Genomic DNA, 2180 nt, shown 5'->3' on the forward strand with positions numbered 1-2180 from the left:
GTACCGATCCGGTAGCGACCTGGGTGGTGGACAGCGCATACCCGAAACTCGCGGACAACAAGATGACCGCCGCCGACGACGACTCGGCGGCCATGCCTTGCGGCGGCTTGATCTCCACCAGCCCCTTACCCATGGTTCGGATGATGCGCCAACCGCCGAAATAGGTGCCGGCCGCGATCGCCACGGCACAACACACGATCACCCACAGTGGCGGCAGGCTGCTGGACTTGCTGACCGCGCCATAGGAAATCAGCGCCATGAAGATCACGCCCATCGTCTTCTGCGCGTCGTTGGTGCCATGAGCGAGCGACACCAATGCGGCCGACCCAATCTGGCCGCGGCGGAAGCCCTGTTCAGTGCGGTTCTCCGGGACACCGCGGGTGAAGCGGTAGACCAACCAGGTGCCGACTGCCCCGACCAGAATGGCCAGCGCCGCCGCCACCATGGCCGGGATGATCACCTTGGACACCAGGCCGCTCCAGATCACCCCGTGGCCGCCCGCTGCAGCGATCATCGCGCCGACGATGCCCCCGATCAGTGCGTGTGAGGAGCTGGACGGAATGCCCAGCAGCCAGGTCAGCAGGTTCCAGACGATGCCGCCGACCAGGCCGGCGAATACCACTTCCAGCGTTACGAGATGGCCGTCGACCAGACCTTTGGCAATGGTTGCCGCGACGGCCGTCGACAGAAAGGCACCGACCAGATTCAGCACCGCAGACAGCGCCACCGCGGTCTTAGGCGCGAGCGCGCCGCTGGCGATGGAGGTAGCCATGGCGTTGCCGGTGTCGTGAAACCCATTGGTGAAGTCGAAGGCGAGTGCTGTGACCACGACGATGATCAACAGGAACAAGTCAAGACTCACAAGGCATCACGGCGCCAATTCTGAGGCGCGGGGCGCCGGTTTGTCGAACAAATGCGGAAAAGTGTCATCGGAAAGTCTCGACTTGTCGTCAGCTGTTCCCCTCCGGTTCACTGAGCGGATTGCGCCGGGTGTCGCGACGCAACGGATGATCGCCGGGCACCTGCACGAAGATCAACGTGATGCCGTCGGGGTCGGTCACGTGCATCTCGAGCAATCCCCATGGCTCGCGGCGCGCCTCGCGGGTGATAGGCACGCCTCTGCTGTGCAACTCCGCTTGGGTGGCCTGGATATCGCGCACCTGCAGCCACAGCGCGCCGGGGAAAGGACCCTGATAGCGTTCCGCCGTCGAATAGCCGGCCAGCTCGATCAGCGACTGGCCCGCGAAAAACACTGTGCCGGCGCCATATTCGCGGGCGATCGCGAGACCGATCTGGTCGCGGTAAAAACTTAGCGACCGCTCATAGTCCGTCGGCCGGAACAGCATTCGGCTGGCCAGGATCTCCATCTCTCGTGTCTATCACGTGGCGGCGCCCCGCAGTTCCCGGATTCCACAGGCTCGCCGTTTGCTCAGGAGGCGGGCTGGATGCGCTGGCGCTTCATCAGCGCGGTGACCCAGCGCGGCCCGACGGTGTCCAGCGCCCTGGCGGCGACGGCCATGCGCGGTGCGATCCGGACCGGGCGGACCCGCGCCGCGGTCACCATCCATTCGGCGGCCTCACGCGGCGTCAGCGCAGGCATTCCGTCGTAGGCTTTGGTCGGCGCGATCATCGGTGTGGCCACCAGCGGATAGTACAGCGTCGTCGAGTGCACTCCCTTTGTGCCCCATTCGGTTTCGATGACCCGGCTGACCGCCGACAGCGCAGCCTTCGACGCGTTGTACACCGCGAAGAGCGGTGACGCCTCGCTGAACACGCCCCAGGTCGCGACGTTGATGATGTGGCCGTCACCGCGTTCGAGCATGCCGGGCGCGATACCGCGGATCAACCGCAGCGGCGAATAGTAGTTGAGCACCATGGTTCGCTCGACGTCGTGCCAGCGTTCCAGCGACTCTGCCAGCGGCCGGCGGATGGACCGGCCGGCGTTGTTGACCAAGATGTCGACCCCGCCCAAACGCTGCTCGACGTCGGCAACCAGCGCGTCGATCGCGTCCATATCCGACAGGTCGCACGGAATCGCGATCGCGCTCCCGCCTTTTTGCGTGATCCGGTCGACCACCGCGTCGAGCAGATCCTTGCGCCGCGCGACGGCGACCACCGTGGCACCCTGGCGCCCGAATTGCTCGGCCGCGGCTTCTCCAATGCCCGACGAAGCCCCGGTG

Annotated in this window: 2 protein-coding genes and 1 pseudogene (1 of these 3 running past the window's edge); all 3 read right to left on the reverse strand. The window is 65.6% G+C overall.

Features of this window, described 5'->3' with window-relative positions; translation table 11 throughout:
• The coding region (locus ACFE99_RS19075; protein ID WP_375487998.1) for an anion permease at positions 1-862 on the reverse strand (862 nt) is incomplete at its 3' end.
• An 88-nt stretch (positions 863-950) separates the two neighbouring features.
• Entirely contained in the window at positions 951-1367 is a 417-nt protein-coding gene (locus ACFE99_RS19080) for a VOC family protein (protein WP_375487999.1), read from the reverse strand.
• A 62-nt stretch (positions 1368-1429) separates the two neighbouring features.
• A pseudogene (locus ACFE99_RS19085) lies at positions 1430-2180 on the reverse strand (SDR family oxidoreductase) (it continues 127 nt past the right edge of the window).

It is taken from the genome of uncultured Mycobacterium sp. (assembly GCF_964249325.1).
Lineage (GTDB): Bacteria > Actinomycetota > Actinomycetes > Mycobacteriales > Mycobacteriaceae > Mycobacterium.